General features: G+C 61.7%; 15 protein-coding genes. 6 read left to right on the top strand and 9 right to left on the bottom strand.

What is annotated here, in order from left to right; genetic code table 11:
* Positions 1 to 46 precede the first annotated feature (46 nt).
* The 6 genes from AB3G88_RS04820 to AB3G88_RS04795 all read left to right on the top strand — a co-directional run bounded on the left by AB3G88_RS04820 (position 47) and on the right by AB3G88_RS04795 (position 10227).
* Entirely contained in the window at positions 47 to 1213 is a 1167-nt protein-coding gene (locus AB3G88_RS04820; protein WP_158877634.1) for an efflux RND transporter periplasmic adaptor subunit, read from the top strand.
* Complete coding sequence (locus tag AB3G88_RS04815; RefSeq protein WP_158877632.1) at positions 1210 to 4305, top strand: multidrug efflux RND transporter permease subunit; 3096 nt, start codon at positions 1210 to 1212, stop codon at positions 4303 to 4305. Before AB3G88_RS04820 ends, AB3G88_RS04815 begins: the two co-directional genes overlap by 4 nt.
* An 8-nt stretch (positions 4306 to 4313) precedes the next feature.
* The gene (locus AB3G88_RS04810) at positions 4314 to 4991 is read left to right on the top strand and encodes a heavy metal response regulator transcription factor (protein ID WP_099584921.1); all 678 of its coding nucleotides are present in this window, start codon (positions 4314 to 4316) and stop codon (positions 4989 to 4991) included.
* Positions 4981 to 6345: a heavy metal sensor histidine kinase gene (locus AB3G88_RS04805; protein ID WP_480453412.1), complete on the top strand. Its 1365-nt coding sequence runs from the start codon at positions 4981 to 4983 to the stop codon at positions 6343 to 6345. Before AB3G88_RS04810 ends, AB3G88_RS04805 begins: the two co-directional genes overlap by 11 nt.
* Positions 6346 to 7318: 973 nt before the next feature.
* The gene (locus AB3G88_RS04800; RefSeq protein ID WP_480453411.1) at positions 7319 to 8647 is read left to right on the top strand and encodes an OprD family porin; all 1329 of its coding nucleotides are present in this window, start codon (positions 7319 to 7321) and stop codon (positions 8645 to 8647) included.
* An 86-nt stretch (positions 8648 to 8733) separates the two neighbouring features.
* A complete protein-coding gene (locus AB3G88_RS04795) occupies positions 8734 to 10227 on the top strand; it encodes a sensor domain-containing diguanylate cyclase (protein ID WP_400528539.1) in 1494 nt (497 codons plus the stop codon).
* A gap of 135 nt (positions 10228 to 10362) precedes the next feature.
* Here AB3G88_RS04795 and lpxC read toward each other — a convergent pair whose 3' ends face one another.
* From lpxC to murD, 9 genes are all read right to left on the bottom strand, one after another.
* Entirely contained in the window at positions 10363 to 11274 is a 912-nt protein-coding gene (lpxC, locus tag AB3G88_RS04790) for a UDP-3-O-acyl-N-acetylglucosamine deacetylase (RefSeq protein WP_003171886.1), read from the bottom strand.
* Between the two features lie 112 nt (positions 11275 to 11386).
* Complete coding sequence (gene ftsZ, locus AB3G88_RS04785) at positions 11387 to 12583, bottom strand: cell division protein FtsZ (protein WP_099584917.1); 1197 nt, start codon at positions 12581 to 12583, stop codon at positions 11387 to 11389.
* A gap of 74 nt (positions 12584 to 12657) precedes the next feature.
* Positions 12658 to 13920, bottom strand: coding sequence for a cell division protein FtsA (gene ftsA, locus AB3G88_RS04780; protein ID WP_017738691.1), 1263 nt, complete (start codon positions 13918 to 13920; stop codon positions 12658 to 12660).
* A gap of 15 nt (positions 13921 to 13935) precedes the next feature.
* Complete coding sequence (locus AB3G88_RS04775; RefSeq protein ID WP_099584916.1) at positions 13936 to 14805, bottom strand: cell division protein FtsQ/DivIB; 870 nt, start codon at positions 14803 to 14805, stop codon at positions 13936 to 13938.
* Between the two features lie 4 nt (positions 14806 to 14809).
* The gene (locus tag AB3G88_RS04770) at positions 14810 to 15766 is read right to left on the bottom strand and encodes a D-alanine--D-alanine ligase (protein ID WP_480453410.1); all 957 of its coding nucleotides are present in this window, start codon (positions 15764 to 15766) and stop codon (positions 14810 to 14812) included.
* Positions 15763 to 17208, bottom strand: a complete 1446-nt coding sequence (gene murC, locus AB3G88_RS04765) for a UDP-N-acetylmuramate--L-alanine ligase (protein WP_099584914.1) — start codon at positions 17206 to 17208, stop codon at positions 15763 to 15765. Before murC ends, AB3G88_RS04770 begins: the two co-directional genes overlap by 4 nt.
* Positions 17201 to 18271 carry an undecaprenyldiphospho-muramoylpentapeptide beta-N-acetylglucosaminyltransferase gene (murG, locus tag AB3G88_RS04760; protein WP_480453409.1) on the bottom strand — a complete coding sequence of 357 codons (1071 nt, stop codon included), beginning with the start codon at positions 18269 to 18271 and terminating at the stop codon, positions 17201 to 17203. Before murG ends, murC begins: the two co-directional genes overlap by 8 nt.
* Entirely contained in the window at positions 18261 to 19484 is a 1224-nt protein-coding gene (gene ftsW, locus AB3G88_RS04755; RefSeq protein WP_065924256.1) for a putative lipid II flippase FtsW, read from the bottom strand. Before ftsW ends, murG begins: the two co-directional genes overlap by 11 nt.
* A complete protein-coding gene (murD, locus tag AB3G88_RS04750; RefSeq protein ID WP_480453408.1) occupies positions 19481 to 20827 on the bottom strand; it encodes a UDP-N-acetylmuramoyl-L-alanine--D-glutamate ligase in 1347 nt (448 codons plus the stop codon). Before murD ends, ftsW begins: the two co-directional genes overlap by 4 nt.
* Positions 20828 to 20832: the final 5 nt, after the last annotated feature.

Genomic DNA, 20832 nt, shown 5'->3' with positions numbered 1-20832 from the left:
TAAAGACCGCTCACTCTCCCCATCCTTTGCCCCCGGCGCCTCACCCATGCAGATTCAACGAAAAACCGCCCTGATTGTGGGTGTCGTCGTGGTCGCGGCGATTGCAGCCTGGGCGCTGACCCGGCCGGCCAAGGCCAAGCTGGCAGTACCGAGCGCAATCCCGGTCCGGGTGGTGAGCGTGGCGCAACAGGATATCCCGCGATTTGTCAGCGGCATCGGCACGGTGTTATCGCTGCACAGCGTGGTGATTCGTCCGCAAGTCGACGGCATTCTCACCCAATTGCTGGTCAAGGAAGGCCAACGGGTCAAGGCCGGCGACCTGCTGGCGACCATCGATGACCGCTCGATCCGCGCCAGCCTCGACCAGGCCAAGGCGCAACTGGGCGAGAGCCAGGCGCAATTGCAGGTGGCCTTGGTCAACCTCAAGCGCTACAAGGAATTGAGCGTCGACGACGGCGTGTCCAAGCAGACCTATGACCAGCAACAAGCCTTGGTCAACCAACTCAAAGCCACCGTCCAAGGCAACCAGGCCGCCATCGATTCGGCCCAGGTACAGCTTTCCTACACCCAGATCCGCTCTCCCGTCAGTGGCCGCGTGGGTATTCGTAATGTGGACGCAGGCAATTTCCTGCGCACCAGCGATACGCAGGGCTTGTTCTCCGTGACCCAGATCGACCCGATTGCCGTTGAGTTCTCGCTACCGCAACAGATGCTGCCGACCCTGCAAGGCTTGATCGCTGCAACCACCCCGGCCAGCGTCGACGCCTACCTGGGCGCCGACACCGACGGCCAGACCGGTGACTTGCTCGGTGAAGGCCATTTGAGCCTGATCGACAACCAGATCAGCTCCACCACCGGCACCCTGCGCGCCAAGGCCGAGTTCAACAACGCTTCCCAGCGCCTGTGGCCGGGGCAATTGGTGACCATCAAGATCCAGGTCGCCCTCGACAAAAACGCGCTGGTGGTGCCGCCGACCGTAGTGCAACGCGGCCTGGACTCGCACTTCGTGTACCGGCTCAACGGCGACAAGGTTGAGGTGGTACCGGTGCAGGTCACTTACCAAAACAGCGACGTGAACATCATCAAGGGTGTGCAGGCCGGTGATGTGCTGGTCAGCGATGGCCAGTCGCGGCTCAAGGCCGGTGCCCAGGTGGACGTGCTCAAGGAGCCGCCGCAGGTGATCCAGACCGTCGATGCCAAGGTGCAGCCATGACCGGTAGCCGTTCGCCGTCGGCCTGGTGCGTCGACCACCCGGTCGCCACGCTGTTGCTGACCTTCGCCCTGGTGCTGCTCGGGATGATTGCCTTCCCGCGCCTGGCCATCGCCCCACTGCCGGAGGCGGAATTTCCGACGATCCAGGTCACCGCGCAATTGCCCGGCGCCAGCCCGGACACCATGGCCTCATCGGTGGCTACGCCGCTGGAAGTGCAATTCAGCGCCATCCCCGGCATGACCCAGATGACCTCCAGCAGTGCCTTGGGCTCAAGCCTGCTGACCCTGCAATTCACCCTCGACAAGAGCATCGACACTGCCGCCCAGGAAGTGCAGGCGGCGATCAACACGGCGTCGGGCAAGCTGCCCAGCGATATGCCGAGCCTGCCGACCTGGAAGAAGGTCAACCCGGCGGACAGCCCGGTGCTGATCCTCAGCGTCAGCTCCGCCAGCATGCCCAGTACCGAGCTGAGCGACTACGTGGAAACCCTGCTGGCGCGGCAGATCAGCCAGATCGACGGCGTCGGCCAGATCAACATCACCGGCCAGCAACGCCCGGCGATCCGCGTGCAGGCCTCGCCCGACAAACTCGCCGCCATCGGCCTGACCTTGGCCGATGTGCGCCTGGCGATCCAGCAATCGAGCCTCAACCTGGCCAAGGGCGCGATCTACGGGGAGAACAGCGTGTCGACTCTGTCGACCAACGACCAGTTGTTCCACCCGGAGGATTACGCCCAACTGATCGTGTCCTACAAGGATGGTGCACCGGTTCAACTGCGCGATATCGCCAAAGTCATCAACGGTTCGGAAAACGCCTACGTGCAAGCGTGGTCCGGGGATACGCCCGGCGTGAACCTGGTGATCTCGCGCCAGCCCGGCGCGAACATCGTCGAGACCGTGGACCGCATCCAGGCCGAACTGCCGCGCCTGCAAGGCATGCTGCCGGCGTCGGTGCAGGTCAGTGTGCTGACCGACCGCACCAAGACCATCCGTGCCTCGCTGCATGAAGTGGAAGTGACGCTGCTGATCGCGATCCTGCTGGTGGTAGCAGTGATGGCGCTGTTCCTGCGCCAACTCTCGGCGACGCTGATCGTGTCCAGCGTGCTGGGTGTGTCGCTGGTCGCCAGTTTTGCGCTGATGTACCTGATGGGGTTCAGCCTGAACAACCTGACCTTGGTGGCGATTGTGATCAGCGTGGGCTTTGTGGTGGACGACGCCATCGTGGTGGTGGAGAACATCCACCGCCATCTGGAAGCAGGCCTCGACAAACGCGCAGCGGCGATCAAGGGCGCGGGCGAGATTGGCTTTACGGTGGTGTCCATCAGCTTCTCGCTGGTGGCGGCGTTTATTCCGCTGCTGTTCATGGGCGGCGTAGTCGGACGGCTGTTCAAGGAGTTCGCCCTGACGGCGACCTCGACCATCCTGATTTCAGTGGTGGTGTCCTTGACCCTCGCGCCAACCCTGGCCGCGCTGTTCATGCGCGCCCCGACCCACCCTGCCCACGGCAAACCCGGTTTCAGCGAACGCCTGCTCGCCGGCTACGCGCGCAACCTGCGCCGCGCACTGGCCCATCAACGCACCATGGCGGCAATTTTCGTGGTGACCCTGGCCCTGGCGGTTGTCGGTTACGTGTTTATTCCCAAGGGATTCTTTCCGGTGCAGGACACCGGCTTTGTGCTCGGCACCAGCGAAGCCGCAGCCGATGTGTCGTACCCGGACATGGTCGCCAAGCACAAGGCCCTGGCCGAGATCGTCAAGGATGACCCGGCGGTACTGGCGTTTTCCCATTCGGTGGGCGTGACGGGCAGCAACCAGACCATCGCCAACGGCCGCTTCTGGATTGCACTGAAGGATCGGGGTGATCGTGATGTCTCCGCCAGCCAGTTCATCGACCGCATCCGCCCGAAACTGGCCAAGGTGCCGGGCATCGTGCTGTACCTGCGCGCCGGCCAGGACATCAACCTCAGCTCCGGCCCCAGCCGTGCCCAGTACCAATACGTGCTCAAGAGCAACGACGGCCCGACGCTCAACACCTGGACCCAGCGCCTCACCGAAAAACTGCGCGCCAACCCGGCGTTCCGCGACCTGTCCAACGACCTGCAACTGGGCGGCAGCATTACCCACATCAGCATCGACCGTCAGGCCGCCGCGCGCTTTGGCCTGACCGCCACCGATGTCGACCAGGCGCTGTATGACGCCTTCGGCCAGCGCCAGATCAACGAGTTCCAGACCGAGATCAACCAGTACCAGGTGGTACTGGAGCTGGACAGCCAACAACGCGGCAAGGCCGAGAGCCTGAACTACTTCTACCTGCGCTCACCGCTGACCAACGAGATGGTGCCGCTGTCGGCGCTGGCCAAGGTTGACCCACCCACCGTGGGGCCGTTGTCCATCAGCCATGACGGCATGTTCCCGGCCGCCAACCTGTCGTTCAACCTGGCGCCCGGCGTGGCACTGGGTGATGCGGTGATCATGCTCAACCAGGCCAAGAATGAAATCGGCATGCCGGCGACCCTCATCGGCAATTTCCAGGGCGCGGCCCAGGCGTTCCAGAGCTCGTTGGCCAGCCAGCCGTGGCTGATCCTTGCGGCGCTGGTGGCGGTCTACATCATTCTGGGGGTGCTGTATGAGAGCTTCGTGCACCCGCTGACGATTATTTCCACCTTGCCTTCGGCCGGTTTGGGCGCGTTGATCATGCTGTGGTTGATGGGCCAGGACTTTTCGATCATGGCCCTGATCGGCCTGGTGCTGCTGATCGGCATTGTGAAGAAAAACGGCATCCTGATGATCGACTTCGCCCTGGAAGCCCAGCGCGTGCGTGGCTTGCCGCCGCAAGAAGCAATCTACGAAGCCTGCGTGACGCGGTTCCGCCCGATCATCATGACCACCCTCGCCGCCCTGCTCGGCGCAGTGCCGCTGATGCTCGGCAGCGGCCCCGGCGCAGAAATGCGCCAGCCGCTGGGGATCGCCGTGGTCGGCGGCCTGCTGGTGAGCCAGGCGCTGACGCTGTTCACCACGCCGGTCATATACTTGTACCTTGAGCGATTTTTCCACCGGCCCAAACCAGCTGCCGAGCTGGCGACCACATATTGAGGCGGGTCATGCGCGTACTGATTGTTGAAGATGAAGAAAAAACCGCCGACTACCTGCACCGCGGCCTGACGGAACAGGGCTACACCGTCGACGTGGCCCGCGAAGGTGTCGAGGGACTGCACCTGGCGCTGGAGAACGATTACGCAGTGATCGTGCTCGACGTGATGCTGCCCGGTCTCGACGGCTTTGGTGTGCTGCGCGCCTTGCGTGCACGCAAGCAGACGCCGGTGATCATGCTCACCGCCCGCGAGCGCGTGGAAGACCGCATTCGCGGGCTGCGCGAAGGCGCCGATGATTACCTGGGCAAGCCGTTTTCATTCCTCGAACTGGTGGCGCGCCTGCAAGCCCTGACCCGGCGTAGCGGCGGCCATGAGCCGGTGCAGGTCACCGTCGCCGACCTGTGGATCGACCTGATCAGCCGCAAGGCCAGCCGCAATGGCGTGCGTCTGGATCTGACCGCCAAGGAGTTCTCGCTGCTCAGCGTGCTGGCGCGGCGCCAGGGTGAAATCCTGTCCAAGACGGCGATTGCGGAGATGGTCTGGGACATCAATTTCGACAGCGACGCCAACGTGGTCGAGGTCGCGATCAAGCGCCTGCGCGCCAAGCTGGATGGGCCGTTCGACCACAAACTGCTGCACACCATTCGCGGCATGGGTTACGTGCTGGAGAACCGCAGTGTCGTCTAATTCCATCGCCCTGCGCCTGAGCGGCATGTTCACCCTGGTGGCGCTGCTGATCTTTGTGTTGATCGGCGGAGCGCTGTACCAGCAGGTCGACCGCAGTCTCGGTTTATTGCCGGGCGCAGAGCTGGATGCGCGCTACAGCGTGCTGGAGTCTTCGATCAACCGCTTCGGGACGCCGGACCATTGGCTGAAGATCAGGGCCAAACTCAAACTCTTGAGTGAGGAAGACAAGCGCATCCGCTTCTGGGTGGTCAGCAGTGATCCGAGCTACGAATACGGTGAGCCGGATGCGCAGATCCGCGCCTTCGCCGAGGGCCCCAGCGGCAAGCGCGATTTACACCTGCCTGGCCATTCTCATCCGTTCAAAGTGCTGGTGAGCCAGTTTCCCGCCAAGGACCAACGCCCGCCGTTGCGCTTCATGATTGCCATCGACACCGAGAACTTCCGCGCCACCCAGCATCACTTGCTGGTGGCACTGATCAGCCTGGCGCTGGTGGGCGTGGTGCTGGCTGCGCTGCTGGGGTTCTGGGTGTCGCGCATTGGTCTCAAGCCCCTGGGCAAACTCTCGGATGAAGCGCGCAAACTTGCGCCGCCCAAACTCTCCGGACGGCTGCAACTGGCGCCATTGCCGCCGGAACTCAAGCAATTCGTCAATTCCTTCAACTCCACCCTCGACCGGGTTGAGCAGGCCTACTCGCGCCTGGAGTCCTTCAATGCCGACGTGGCCCATGAACTGCGCTCGCCGCTGACCAACCTGATTGGGCAGACCCAAGTGGCGCTGACCCGAGGGCGCTCGGCCGAGCATTATCTGGAAGTGCTGGAGTCGAACCTGGAGGAGCTGGAACGCTTGCGTTCGATCATCAACGACATGCTCTTCCTCGCCAGCGCCGACCAGGGCAGCAAGGCTACCAAGCTGATCGAAAGCTCCCTGGCCGATGAAGTGGCCACCACCCTCGACTATCTGGATTTCATTCTCGAAGACGCCCAGGTGCGGGTTCAGGTGCACGGTGACGCGCAGGTACAGATCGAAAAAGCCCACCTGCGCCGGGCGCTGATCAACCTGTTGAGCAACGCGGTGCAGCACACGGCGCCGGGGCGGGTCATTGAGGTGAATATCGAGGTGCAGGAGCAGTTTGTGGCGATTGGGGTGACCAACCCGGGTGATGAGATCGCCAGTGAGCATCTGCCGCGGTTGTTTGAGCGGTTTTATCGGGTGGACGCGTCGCGCAGTAACAGCGGGGCGAATCATGGGTTGGGATTGGCGATCGTCAAGGCAATTGCGCTGATGCACGGGGGGGATGTGTTTGTGCGTAGTGAGGGGGGTGGGAATACGTTTGGGATTACGCTGCCCGTTTAGGCTGAGGTTGTGTACATATCCGTTGTTTGGGTAACGGCGGGTATTGGTTCCGCCCTTACGGCGGGTCACTTTGGAAAAGCCCCAAAGTAACCAAAGGGCTCATGCCCCAACACTCGGCACCTCGCTTAGGCTCGGTGTGCCCGAACGAAGGCTTGAATCCGTGGGCCGCCGCGATGGGCCATCCTTGGCCCAGCGCGGCTAACCCGGCGTCCTGCCGGGTTACCCACGGATTCAAGCCTGCGTTCGGCCAGCGTGTTTAACGGGGCGCCTAAGATCAAGATCACAATCAAAAGCGCAGATCAAAAGACCGCTGACTTCGTCAGCGACAAGGATCTAAGAGCCAGATCAACAACAGAGCAGAGCAACCCGCTTTTGATCTAACCACTCAGGTCGGCTACCAGGCCGCCGTGCTCTGCTTTTGATTTTGATTTTGATCTGAGATCGCCCCGTCAACCACGATGGCCGGAATCCGATATTGATTTGGGGGGTAAACCGGCAGGGATGCCGGTTTAGCCGCCCTGCGCCATGGATGGCGCGTGGCGGCGGCCCCCCAAATCAATGTCGGATTACGGGCATGCCGAGCCTAGGCGAGGCACCGAGTGGTGGGGCGAGGACCTTTTGGTTACTTTTGGGTCCTTCCAAAAGTGACCCGCTGTAAGAGCGGAACCCTAAGCCGCCGTTACCGCAGCAACGGATATGTACACCACCATCAAACTGTTGCGATTTGGGCAACAGTCATTCTCTTGTTACACTCTGTATCACACCGCCCGCCTGCGTTAATTTGACGCATCGACGAGCGCTACGGCAAAGACACCTACCCGCTTACCCGAATTTCCCTCGACTTATTTCCAGGGCTCTACACTGGGAATCTGTCTTAAAGCCGCTGATATCAGCGGCTTTTTTTTGCCGTAAAAAAGGCCAGGCACACCCCCACGACATTGGCCGTTTTCGATTGACCAAAGGAGCTTTACCGGTGAAGAACTCGCTGACGCTGACCCCGTTATTCCTCGCGATTGCAGCAACTATCGTCCCCCTTGCCCACGCGGCAGACGCTCCCCCCACTGAAGGTTTCATCGAGGGCTCGCACCTCAACATCAACACCCGCAACTACTACATGAACCGCGACCGACGCGACACTCATACCGATGACAGCAAGGAGTGGGGCCAGGGCTTCCTCGGTACGTTCGAATCCGGCTACACCCAAGGCACCGTCGGCTTCGGCCTGGATGCCCACGCCATGCTCGGCCTCAAGCTCGACGGCGGTGGGGGCACTGACGGTTCCAGCATTCTCCCCTACGGCAGCACTGACGGCAGCGGCAAAGCGCCCGGATCGTTCTCCACGGCCGGTGGCACCTTGAAGGTGCGCGCCTTTGATACCGAGCTGAAAGCCGGTGACCTGTTCCTCAACAACCCGGTCATCGCGGGCGGCCAGACCCGCATGCTGCCGCAGACGTTCCGAGGCGTGAACCTGAACAACCACAGCTTCGACGGCTGGATGTTCGAAGGCGGCCAGGCCAGTTTCACCAAGCTCTACAACCAGAGCGGTCACCGTCGCATCGGCACCAGCTACGGCGCTTTGCCGAGCAACACCGACAGCCAGCATATGAACTGGGCCGGTGTGTCGTTCAGCGGTATTCCCGGCCTGACCAGCAACCTGTACGCCTCCGAACTCAAGGACGTGTGGCACCAGTACTACTACGACCTGGACTACACCTACGCGCTCAATGATCTGATCAGCCTCAACCCGGGCCTGCACTACTACCACACCCAGGACACCGGCCGGTCGTTGCTGGGGGATATCGACAACAACACCTACAGCCTGCATTTCACCGTGGGCGTGGGGAACCACAGCGTCACCGCCGCCTACCAGCGTGTAAACGGCAACACGCCATTCGACTACATCGCCCAGGGCGACAGCGTGTACCTGGACAACTCCCAGCAATACTCGGACTTCAACGGCCCCAACGAGCGCTCGTGGAAGCTCAAGTACGCCTATGACTTCGCACGCTGGGGCCTGCCCGGCCTGACCTCGGCCGTGTCCTACATCAGCGGCAAGACCGACCTGACCCAGGTCGACCGGCAAAGCCGTGGCTACAGCGCTTGGTACAGCGCCGATGGCAAAGACGCCAAGCATTGGGAGCGGGACATCGACGTGAAATACGTGGTGCAGGGCGGCAAGGCCAAGGACCTCGCAATGCGCTTTCAATGGGCGACCAACCGCGGCAGTAACGGCTACTCGGCGGTGGACCGGGATGTGGATGAGTACCGGGTGATTGTCGACTACCCCATCAACGTCTTCTGACCTGCTGATCTTTCTTTCCAACTCAGCATTTATTTTTCATCGGGTAGAACTAAACTGCCAGCATTCACACCGCTGAAGTCTGCCCGATGAGTCAACGCCCTGCTCGTACCTCGCCTGCACATCCGGAGTTGTTTTTGATTCTGGGCAGCGGCCTCACCGTCGCCCTGATTGTAATTATCGTCGCGGCGTTGCTGATCCGTGAACACGCCAGCACCCTGCAGGCGGCCAAGCGCTCGACCACCAACATTGCCCAACTGATCAATGCCGATGTGCTGCGCAACGTCGAGTTGTACGACCTGGCGCTCAAAGGCTTGATCGCAGCCAAGCAACGCGAAGACCTGACGCTGGTGGATGTGAATATCCAGCACCTGGTGCAGTTTGACCTGGCCACGGCGGCGCCTTTCAAGGGCGAGGTCCTGTTGTTGGACGCGGAGGGCGCAGTCACTGCAGACTCCTCAACCTTGCACCCCAGCCCGCGTAACTTTGCCAACCGCGACTATTTCCAGGTACATGCACAGGACGCCCAGGCCGGCTTGTTCATCAGTCGACCGTTCAAGATCCATTGCGATTGCGACCAGGTCTGGCGCATGGCATTCAGTCGGCGCGTGTCAGGGCCCAACGGAGAGTTCGCCGGCGTTGCGGTGGCGACCATGCGCCTGGCGTATTTCGACCAGTTGTTCAGCACCCTGACCATCGGCAACGGCAGCAGCGTCAACCTGATCAACAAAAAAGGCATTCTGCTGGCCCAGCAGCCGCTGCTCGAACGCGACATGATCGATAAGGACCTGAGCGAGCGGCCGAATTTCAAACGCATGCTGCTCGAAGGCAGTGGCAGCTTCCAGGCGATCTCCGCCATCAGCGGCAAGGAGCGCCTGTACACCTTTACCAACGTCGGAGAGCTGCCATTGATCGTGGTGGTGGCCCTGTCCAGCCAAGACGTGTTCGCCCCTTGGAAACGCGCGGCGCTACTGACCAGCGGCGCCACCGGCATCCTGTGTATAGGCCTGTTGTGGCTGGCCTGGATGCTGCGTCGTGAACTGCGGCGCCGCTACCGCGCAGAGCGGGTGCTGTCAGAACTGGCAGCCACTGACGCCCTCACCGGGCTGCCCAACCGCCGCATCCTCGATGAGCGCCTGCGCCTGGAGTGGGACCGCGCCCAACGTTCAACAGAGTCGCTGACGCTGCTGATGATCGACGTGGACCACTTCAAGGCGTTCAACGATCGCCATGGCCATCAGGGCGGTGATGAAGCGCTGCGCACGGTGGCCCAAGTGATCGGCAACAACATCCGTCGCCCTGCCGACCTGGCGGCGCGATATGGCGGCGAGGAGTTTGCGGTGGTGCTGCCGCATACCGATGCCAAAGGTGCCTGGGTGATCGCCGAGCACATCCGCAGCAGTGTCGAGCATTTGCCACGGGTGGCGGGGAGCGAACGGCCGATTACCGTGAGCATTGGCATGAGCACTTGGGATAAACGCAGCCGCATGTCCCTGGAGGCGTTACTGCTGAGTGCGGACCAGGCGCTGTATGAGGCCAAGCACAGTGGGCGTAACCGGATTGTGGATGCCACCACCTTCTAATTGTTAATCAAATCCAATGTGGGAGGGGGGCAAGTCCACTCCCACATTTGGATTTCCAGTGTTCTGAAGGTTTTTCACATAAAAAAAAGGCCACCCGAAGGCAGCCTTTAAAAACTAAAGAAAGAGAGTTGTTACTTACACCGCCGCAACGGGACGCATGTAAGAGATCGGTGCGGTGCTGGCATCTTCGAAGGTCACGACTTCCCAAGCGTCTGTCTGCTCAATCAACTTGCGCAGCAGCTGGTTGTTAAGGGCGTGGCCCGACTTGAAGCCTTTGAACTCGCCTATCAGGCTATTGCCCAGCAGGTAGAGGTCACCGATTGCATCGAGGATCTTGTGCTTCACGAATTCGTCTTCGTAGCGAAGGCCGTCTTCGTTCAGTACACCATCCGCGTCGACCACGATGGCGTTTTCAACGCTGCCGCCGAGTGCGAGGTTGTGCTTGCGCAGGTACTCGATGTCACTCATGAAACCAAAAGTACGGGCGCGGCTGACTTCTTTTACGAACGAAGTGCTGGAAAAATCCACGCTTGCACTTTGGGTGCGGTCACGGAATACCGGGTGATCGAAATCGATCTCAAAGCTCACTTTAAAGCCTTCGAACGGGACGAAGGTGGCGCGCTTGTCGCCGTCTTCTACTGTCACTTCCCGCAGAATGCGTATGAACTTCTTGGCTGCGTCCTGTTCTTCCAGGCCGGCAGATTGAATCAGGAATACGAAGGGTCCAGCGCTGCCATCCATGATAGGGACTTCGGACGCGGAGAGCTCGACGTAGGCGTTATCGATGCCCAGGCCAGCCATGGCCGAGAGCAAGTGCTCCACCGTGTCCACTTTGACGTCACCGTTGACCAGTGTGGTCGACATCGTGGTTTCGCCAACGTTTTCCGCGCGAGCAGGAATCTGCACCACAGGGTCCAGGTCGGCACGAACAAACACGATGCCGGTGTCGACAGGTGCAGGTTTGAGGGTCAGGTATACCTTCTCCCCGGAGTGCAGACCTACACCTGTGGCACGGATAATATTCTTCAGGGTGCGTTGTTTAATCATGGCTTGGACCGCTTGAGCGCAAATTGCGAACTGGTATCAACAAAGGCTGGCGATAATAGCAGACCAGACCTTTGCTGAACACCAATCACCTTCATAGCCCTGATACATTCCATCAATCGGCCTGACGACGCAGGAATGCCGGGATGTCCAGGTAGTCCAGGTCATCTTGCGGATTCGGGCTACGGGACGCCGCAGCACCGGCCTGAGCCTGGTTGCGCATCACGGTCGGACGGTCCAGGTCACGGTAGTTCACCGACGGCATTTCCGGGCGCACAGGCGCTGGAGCTGCAGCCGACTGGCTGGCGTGGCTGGTATGGACGGTGTTGTCGATGACCTTGACAGGTTTCTCGATCTTCGCGCCCAGGCCGGTAGCAACCACAGTCACGTGCAGTTCGTCGCGCATGTCTGGATCGATAACGGTACCGACTTTGACCATCGCGTGCTCGGAAGCGAAGGCTTCGATGATGCTACCCACGTCGGAGTACTCACCCAGGGACAGGTCAGGACCGGCGGTGATGTTCACCAGGATGCCGCGTGCACCTTGCAGGTTCACGTCTTCCAGCAGCGGGTTGCGGATGGCCGCTTCAGTGGCTTCGCGCGCACGGTTCGGACCGCTGGCGCAGCCAGTGCCCATCATCGCCATGCCCATTTCGCTCATGACAGTACGTACGTCGGCAAAGTCGACGTTGATCATGCCTGGGCGCTTGATGATGTCGGAGATACCGCGAACGGCACCGGCCAGCACATCGTCAGCCTTGGCGAACGCGGACAGCAGGCTTGCGTCCTTGCCCAGGATGGTCAGCAGCTTCTCGTTGGGAATGGTGATCAACGAGTCGACGCTTTCAGACAGCAGACGGATGCCTTCGTCGGCGATCTGCATACGCTTGCGACCTTCGAACGGGAACGGACGGGTCACGACTGCGACCGTCAGAATGCCCATTTCCTTGGCCACTTCGGCAATGATCGGCGCTGCACCGGTACCGGTACCGCCGCCCATGCCGGTGGTGATGAACACCATGTTGGTGCCTTGCAGCACTTCGGCAATACGCTCGCGGTCTTCCAGGGCGGCTTGACGGCCGACTTCCGGGTTGGCGCCAGCGCCGAGCCCTTTGGTCACGGCTGTGCCCAATTGCAGGATGGTCCGCGCGCCGATGCTTTTCAGCGCCTGGGCATCAGTGTTGGCGCAGATGAATTCAACGCCTTCAATGTTGCTCTTGACCATATGGTTGACAGCGTTGCCGCCGCCACCGCCGACACCGATCACTTTGATGACCGGGCTGGCGGGGATGTTGTCTACGAGTTCGAACATGTTCCCTCTCCTTTCGTTATCTCTAGTTTTTTCGCCTACTGCTTCTTTCTGTGTTGCGGTGTAGCGGTAAATCTTTAGAAATTGCCTTTTACCCAAGCCTGCAACCGCTCGAACAACGGCGCCTTGGCCTCGTCGTCACTGCGATAGCTGTCACGGATGCTCGGGCCCGACAGGGAAATGCCGTCGGTCTGCTTTTGCAGTCCGTACAACAGCAAGCCCACACCGGTGGAATAAATCGGGTTGCGCACTACGTCGCCCAGGCCTTTGACACCATGGGGCACGCCCAGGCGAACCGGCATGTGGAAGATTTCCTCGGCCAGTTCGACCGCGCCTTCCATCTTCGAGGTGCCACCGGTCAGCACGATGCCGGCCGGGATCAAATCTTCGTAGCCACTGCGGCGCAGTTCAGCCTGGATCAGGGTGAACAGCTCGTCGTAGCGCGGCTCGACCACTTCAGCCAAGGCCTGGCGCGACAGTTCGCGCGGTGGACGGTCGCCCACGCTCGGCACCTTGATGGTCTCGCCGGCACCGGCCAGCTTGGCCAGGGCGCAGGCGTAGCGGATCTTGATTTCTTCGGCGTACTGGGTCGGTGTACGCAACGCCATGGCGATGTCGTTGGTGACCTGGTCGCCCGCAATCGGGATCACGGCGGTGTGACGGATCGCACCCTCGGTGAAGATCGCGATGTCAGTGGTGCCGCCGCCGATGTCCACCAGGCACACGCCCAGTTCCTTTTCGTCGTCGGTCAGTACCGAATACGCGGAAGCAAGCTGCTCCAGAATAATGTCGTCGATTTCCAGACCGCAGCGGCGCACGCATTTTTCAATGTTCTGTGCAGCGTTTACGGCGCAGGTCACCACGTGGACCTTGGCCTCCAGACGCACGCCCGACATGCCCAGGGGCTCGCGGACGCCTTCCTGGTTATCGATCACGTAATCCTGCGGCAAGGTGTGCAGCACGCGCTGGTCAGCCGGGATCGCCACGGCTTGGGCGGCGTCAAGGACGCGCTCAAGGTCGGCGGCGCTGACTTCGCGGTCGCGGATCGCCACGATGCCGTGGGAGTTCAGGCTGCGGATATGGTTGCCGGCCACGCCGACGAACGCCGAGTGAATCCGGCAACCGGCCATCAGCTGCGCTTCTTCGATAGCACGCTGGATCGACTGCACGGTGGACTCGATGTTCACCACCACGCCCTTCTTCAGGCCCCGGGACGGATGCGTGCCAATACCGACGATCTCGATCACGCCGTCTTCCCCGACCTCGCCCACCAGCGCCACCACCTTGGAGGTGCCGATATCGAGACCGACGATCATTTTGCCGCTTTGCACGTTTGCCATGGGTCCTGCCTCTTCTTAATTCTTCGCGACAGCGGGTTGCGCTGCCGTGGGCGCAGCCGGTTCACGCCAGCCGACGGCAAGGCCGTTGGCGTAACGCAGGTCGACGCTCGCAATGTTCGTAATCTGTTCTTTCAAGGTCTTGTCGTAGATGGCAATGAAGCGGCGCATCTTCTCCACCAAGCGGTCGCGTCCCAGCAACAACTGGATGCCCGGGCCGGAACTGCCTGCCCCGGTCGTCAAAAACCAGCTACCCCGTTCACGCAGTTCCAGGCGTGCAATGGAGAAGCCCATCGGCCGCAGCATCTGGCTCAAGGCCTGGTACTGCTGCATGACTTGCTGCTGCGCCCGCTGCGGCCCGAACAACTGCGGCAGGTGCTCGTAGTTGGCCAACTCACGCGGGGTGAACGCCTGCCCCTGGTTGTTCAACAGCGCCTCTTCACCCCAGCGGGCCACGGGCAGTTGTTCTTCCAGGCGGATCGTCACCTGGTCCGGCCAGACACGGCGGACTTCGGCGTGGGCGATCCACGGCATCTGTTCCAGCTCTGCGCGCATACCGGCCAGGTCGATGGTGAAGAAGCTCGCGGCCAGGTACGGGCCGATGCGCTGCTGCACCGCTTGCTGGCTGATGTAGCTCAAATCGCCCTGCACGCTGATCTTGGTGATCGGCCGGTCGGCATACGGCAACAGCCGCTGCGCGCCCTCATACGTGCCGAAGCCCAACACCACCAGCAACACCGGCCAGAACAACGCCTTGAGGAAACCAAAGTTGGCTTTCGGCAGGCGCGCCGACATCGGCTCTTTAGCCACCATTCGGCTGGCACCCCGTGGCACCGGCTTGCGGCTCGGTGCTTGTGGGGGCTGATGACGAAGCGATGCGCCTTTCATGTCCTTAGCCTCTTGGCTCAATGCTGTCGGCCAGGATCGCCAGCACCAACTGCTGGAAGTCCAAACCGGCCGCACGGGCTGCCATAGGTACCAGGCTGTGGTCGGTCATGCCCGGTGCGGTGTTGACTTCCAGGAACCAGAAATTCCCTTGGTCATCCTGCATCACGTCTGCGCGCGCCCAACCGGCGATACCCAGCGCCTCACAGGCTTTCGCCGTGAGGTTGATCAATTCCTGTTCTTTGTTTGCATCAAGGCCACATGGGATCCGGTACTGGGTATCGGAAGCCAGGTACTTGGCGTCGTAGTCGTAAAAGGTGTGGGGCGTGCCCAATGCGATAGGCGGCAATACCTGGCCACGCAGGGTGGCGATGGTGTACTCGGGACCCTGGATCCACTGTTCCACCAACACTTGCGAATCGTAGGTACTTGCCGCTTTCCATGCGTCGATCAATTCGGCGGCCGAGTTCACTTTAGCCATGCCGATACTGGAGCCTTCATGGGCAGGTTTGACGATCAAAGGCAGGCCCAGTTCCTTGGCTGCAGAAATACAATCGTCTTCGCTGCACAGAACACTGTGACGCGGGGTTGGAATGCCCAGGCTGTGCCACACCTGCTTGGTGCGCAACTTGTCCATCGCCAGCGCCGACGCGAGAATGCCGCTGCCGGTGTAAGGGATGCCAGCGCATTCCAACAAGCCTTGCATGCTGCCGTCTTCACCGCCACGGCCGTGCAGGATGATGAAGGCACGGTCGATCTTCTCGGCCTGCAAGCGGGCGAGGAAGTCATCGCCCACATCGATACCGAAGGCGTTTACGCCGGCGCTTTGCAGCGCTTCAAGCACGGCATTGCCGGACTTGAGCGACACTTCGCGCTCGGCGCTCTTGCCGCCGAACAACACGGCCACGCGGCCGAAATCGGCAGGCGCGATAGTGGAGAACAGGGAGTCGTAGTTCGTGATCATTTCGACTTCCCCTTGGCAGCAGCGAACAGCGGGCTCGCCAGCAATTTAGGGGCAAGGCCACCAATGTCACCGGCACCCTGGCACAGCAAAATGTCACCGGCCCGCAGCAGCGGCTTGACGATCGGTGCCAGGTCCACACCACGTTCGATGTAGATCGGGTCCAACTGGCCACGCTGACGAATGCTGTTGCACAGCTTGCGGCTGTCGGCGCCCGGAATCGGCTCTTCACCGGCCGGGTACACCTCCATCAGCAACAGCACGTTGGCATCGGCCAATACATTGACGAAGTCGTCGTACAGGTCGCGGGTGCGGCTGTAGCGGTGCGGCTGGTAGACCATCACCAGACGGCGCTCCGGCCAGCCACCGCGAACGGCCTTGATCACCGCCGCCACTTCGGTCGGGTGGTGACCGTAGTCGTCCACCAGCATCACGTCGCCACCTTCTACCGGCAACTGGCCGTAGACCTGGAAACGACGGCCCACACCGGCAAAGCGCGACAGGCCTTCGACGATGGCTTCATCGCTGACACCTTCATCGGAGGCGATGCAGATGGTCGCCAGGGAGTTCAAGACGTTGTGGTTGCCCGGCATGTTCACCGACACATCCAGCGGCTCACGCTCGGGACGCAGCACGGTGAAGAAGGTTTGCATGCCTTCCTGGCGCACATTGATTGCGCGCACGTCGGCGTCTTCGCTGAAGCCGTAGGTCACGGTCGGACGCTTGACCAGCGGCAGGATTTCGCGCACGACCGGATCGTCCAGGCACACCACGGCCAGCCCATAGAACGGCAGGTTGTGCAGGAACTCGACGAAGGTTTTCTTCAACTTGTTGAAGTCGCCGTCGTAGGTCGCCATGTGGTCTTCGTCGATGTTGGTCACGACGGCCACCAGCGGTTGCAGGTGCAGGAAGCTCGCGTCGCTTTCATCGGCTTCGGCGATCAGGTAGCGGCTGGTGCCGAGCTGGGCATTGGTGCCGGCTGCATTCAGGCGGCCACCGATGACGAACGTCGGGTCCAGGCCACCGGCGGCGAACACCGAGGCGATCAGGCTGGTGGTGGTGGTTTTGCCATGGGTACCGGCGACGGCAATGCCGTGGCGGTAGCGCATCAGCTCAGCGAGCATCTCCGCGCGTGGCACCACAGGAATACGGCGCTCCAGGGCGGTGGCTACTTCCGGGTTGGAAGTGTTCACAGCGCTGGACACGACGAGCACGTCGGCCTCGGCGGCGTTCTCGGCGCGGTGGCCGATGAAAATCTGTGCGCCAAACGACTTCAGGCGGTCGGTGACCGGCGACTCTTTCAAGTCTGAACCGGACACCTGGTAGCCCAGGTTCAGCAGCACTTCGGCAATGCCGCACATGCCCACGCCGCCGATGCCGACGAAGTGGATACGACGGATGCGGCGCATCTCGGGTTGCGGCATGGCTTTCTGATTCTCAACCATGGGCCACCTCCAGGCAGATATCGACCACGGTGCGGGTTGCGTCAGGTTTGGCCAGGCGGCTTGCGGTGCTCGCCATGTTGTTGAGTCGTTCCGGTTGCATCAAAACCTCGGTCAGGCGTGCGGCCAAATCGGCGGCGCCAGTCGTTCTTTGCGGCAGCAGGAAGGCAGCGCCCTCCCCGGCCAAATATTCGGCGTTGCGGGTCTGGTGATCGTCGATGGCGTGGGGCAAAGGCACCAGCAAGGACGGCAGACCGGCGGCGGCCAGTTCACTGACGGTCAGCGCACCAGCGCGGCAGACCACCAGGTCGGCCCAGCCATAGGCTTGGGCCATGTCTTTGATGAAGGGCTGTACATTCGCCTCGACACCGGCCTCGCGATAACGTGTGGCGGTGACTTCATCGTGGTTCTTGCCGGCCTGATGGAAGATCTCCGGGCGCAATTCCACAGGGAGTTGCGCCACCGCTTCCGGCAGCAATTTGTTCAACGGCTCCGCGCCCAGGCTTCCACCGAGGATCAGCAGGTGCGCCTTGCGCCCTGCCAGTGCATCGCGGGCGATATCCATAAACAGCTCGGTACGCACCGGGTTGCCGGTGGTACGGCGTTTATCCGACGCGCGGAAGGTGTTGGGAAACGCTTCACACACCCGCGCCGCCAACGGCACCAGCAGGCGGTTGGCGGTACCGGCGACGGCGTTCTGCTCGTGCACGATCACCGGCACGCCGGCGAGCCTGGCCGCGACGCCGCCAGGGCCCGTCACATAACCGCCAAACCCAAGCACACACACCGGCTGCAATTCACGAATGACCTTGCGCGCCTGCCACACCGCCTTGAGCAACACGAACGGCGCCTTGAGCAGGGACAACTTGCCCTTGCCACGCAGGCCGGTGACGTTGATCAGATGCAACGGCAAGCCGGCACCCGGTACCAGTTCGTTTTCGATGCCACGGGGCGTTCCCAACCAGTGCACGGTGTAGCCACGGTTCTGGAATTCACGCGCACAGGCCAGGGCCGGGAACACATGGCCCCCGGTGCCACCCGCCATGATCAGCACATTAGCGCCCATGGGTCGGCTCCTCGGCGAAGTCGCTTTCGCTGAACTCCATCTCTTCACTGCCCAGGTGGGTTCGACTCTCCCACTCGATGCGCAGCAACAAGCCCAGGCAGGCGCAGCAAATCACCAGGGAACTGCCACCGTAACTGAGGAACGGCAAGGTCAGGCCCTTGGTCGGCAGCAGGCCGACATTCACACCGATGTTGATCAGGAACTGGCCGATCCACAGGAACGACAAGCCGTAAGCCACATAGGCGGCGAAATACTGTTTGGCCTTCTCGGCCCACAAGCCGATGTACATGCCGCGTACACACACGAACACGAACAGCGCGACGGTGCACAGCGAGCCGACCACACCCAGCTCTTCGGCGAGTACCGAGAACACGAAGTCGGTGTGGGCTTCCGGCAGGTAGAACTGCTTCTGCACGCTGTTGCCCAGGCCTACGCCCAGCCACTCGCCGCGACCGAAGGCGATCAACGCCTGGGTCAACTGATAGCCGGAACCGAACTGGTCGGACCACGGGTCGGTAAAGGTGATCAGACGTGCCATACGGTAGGGTTGCGCCTGCACCAGGATGGTCACGGCGGCCACGGCCAGTACCACCATCAAACTGAAGCGGAACAGGCCCACGCCACCGAGGAATAGCATCGCCGCTGCGGCCCCCATCATTACGACGGTGGCGCCAAAGTCGGGCTCCATCAGCAACAGGCCGGCCATGGGCAGCAGCACGATGAATGGCTTGAAGAAGCCCATCCAGCTTTCGCGCACTTCCTTCTGGCGACGCACCAGGTAACCGGCGAGGTAGATCACCACGAACACCTTGGCGATTTCCGAGGGTTGCACGTTGAACGCACCGAAGCCGATCCAGCGCATCGAGCCGTTCACCTCGCGGCCGATGCCGGGCAGGATCACCATGATCAGCAAGCCGAACGCGCCGATCAGCATCAACCAGCCCAGGCGTTGCCAGGTGGCGATGGGGATCATCATGGTCACGATGCACGCACCCAGACCGATGATCAGGTACACAAGGTGACGGATCATCATGTACAGGGTGTTGCCCGACTGCACGGCAGCCACTTCGGACGACGCCGAGGTGATCATGACCAGGCCCAGGCCCAGCAGCGCAAGGCAACCGGCGAGCATCGGAAAATCGAGGTCGATGCCGCGCCCGGTGATGATCGGCGACGGGTATGGCTTGATGATGTTTCTGAAATCAATGCTCATGCCAAGCCCTCCACGGCGCGGGCGAACAACTGGCCGCGCTCTTCGTAGTTCTTGAACATGTCGAAACTGGCGCACGCCGGCGACAACAGCACGGCATCGCCTGCCTGGGCGAGGGCTTTGCACTGGGCAATCGCGTCGTCCAGGGAAGTGGCGCGCACTTGCGGGACGGCGTCACCGAGGGCTGCGGCGATTTTGTCGGCGTCGCGGCCAATCAGCACCACGGCACGGCAATGCGCGGCGACGGGGGCTTTGAGATCCTTGAACTCGGCACCTTTGCCATCCCCACCGGCGATCAATACCAGCTTGCCCTCGATATCAGCGCCAAGGCCCTCGATGGCAGCCAATGCGGCACCCACGTTGGTGGCCTTGGAGTCGTTGTAATAACTGACGCCGTCCAGGTCGCGCACCCACTGGCAACGATGTTCGAGGCCACCAAAAGTGCGCAGGCTCGACAGCATGGCGTCGAATGGCAGGCCAACCGCATGGCCGAGGGCCAATGCCGCCAGGGCATTGGATTGGTTATGGGCGCCACGGATTTTCAGCTCGCGCACCGGCATCAGGTTCTGGAATTCGAAGGCCAGGTATTTCTCGCCGTTCTCTTCGCGAATACCAAAGGCCTTGAAGTCGGGTTTGCCCAGGCCGAAGGTCCAGCACGGCATGCCCTCGCCCATCAGCGGACGGCTCAGGGCATCCTGGCGGTTGACCACAAATTGCCTGGCGCCGCGGAAGATCCGGTGCTTGGCCAAGTGGTACGCCGGCAGGCCACTGTAGCGATCCATGTGGTCTTCGCTGACGTTGAGCACAGTGGCCACTTCGGCGCCGAGGTCGTGAGTGGTTTCCAGCTGGAAGCTCGACAGCTCCATCACGTACAGCTCGACGTCGTCGCTGAGCAAATCCAGGGCTGGCGTGCCGAGGTTGCCGCCTACGGCCACGCGCTTGCCGGCCGCAATGGCCATCTCGCCGACCAGGGTGGTCACGGTGCTCTTCGCGTTGGAACCGCTGATGGCCACGATCGGCGCCTTCGCGTTACGCGCGAACAGGTCGATATCGCCGGACAGCTTCACGCCACGCGCCGCTGCCGCTTGCAGGGCCGGGGTCGCCAGGGCTAGGCCGGGGCTCACGTAGAGCTCATCGGCGCGGCACAGAAACTCGACATCCAGCTCGCCACAACGCACTTCCACGTGCGGGTAGTCACGGCGCAGCGTGACCAGCTCCGGTGGATTTTCCCGCGTATCGGCCACGGCAAACGACGTGCCCCGGTTCGCCAGGAAGCGAACCAGGGACATGCCGCTCTTGCCGAGGCCGACAACGATGCGGAAGTGGTCTGAAGCGATCAGGGACACTCGTT

The organism is Pseudomonas arvensis (assembly GCF_056688935.1).
This window is presented reverse-complemented; position numbering and strand designations above follow the sequence as displayed.